Consider the following 305-nt stretch of genomic DNA (forward strand, 5'->3'; position numbering starts at 1 on the left):
AAAGAATTTAGTGTGCCGACTTAGCTCAGTAGGTAGAGCAACTGACTTGTAATCAGTAGGTCACCAGTTCGACTCCGGTAGTCGGCACCATTCTTTTGCCTCGATAGCTCAGTCGGTAGAGCAGCGGATTGAAAATCCGCGTGTCGGTGGTTCGATTCCGCCTCGAGGCACCATTATTTGGTGCTTAACAAATAATGGTCTTTATAGACCTGATGTTGAGACAAGTAATTCCCCTTTAGTTCAGTTGGTAGAACGGCGGACTGTTAATCCGTATGTCGCAAGTTCAAGTCTTGCAAGGGGAGCCA

3 tRNA genes are annotated in these 305 nt (G+C 47.2%); all 3 read left to right on the top strand.

Annotated features, from left to right (window positions below):
* Nucleotides 1-14: 14 nt before the first annotated feature.
* Nucleotides 15-90: transfer RNA gene (locus AACR09_RS19590), tRNA-Thr, on the top strand.
* A 7-nt stretch (nt 91-97) separates the two neighbouring features.
* A tRNA-Phe gene (locus AACR09_RS19595) sits at nt 98-173 on the top strand.
* Nucleotides 174-229: 56 nt separating this feature from the next.
* Nucleotides 230-305 (top strand) — tRNA-Asn (locus AACR09_RS19600).

The organism is Vibrio sp. OPT20 (genome assembly GCF_963889365.1).
In the GTDB taxonomy this organism is placed as follows: domain Bacteria; phylum Pseudomonadota; class Gammaproteobacteria; order Enterobacterales; family Vibrionaceae; genus Vibrio; species Vibrio splendidus.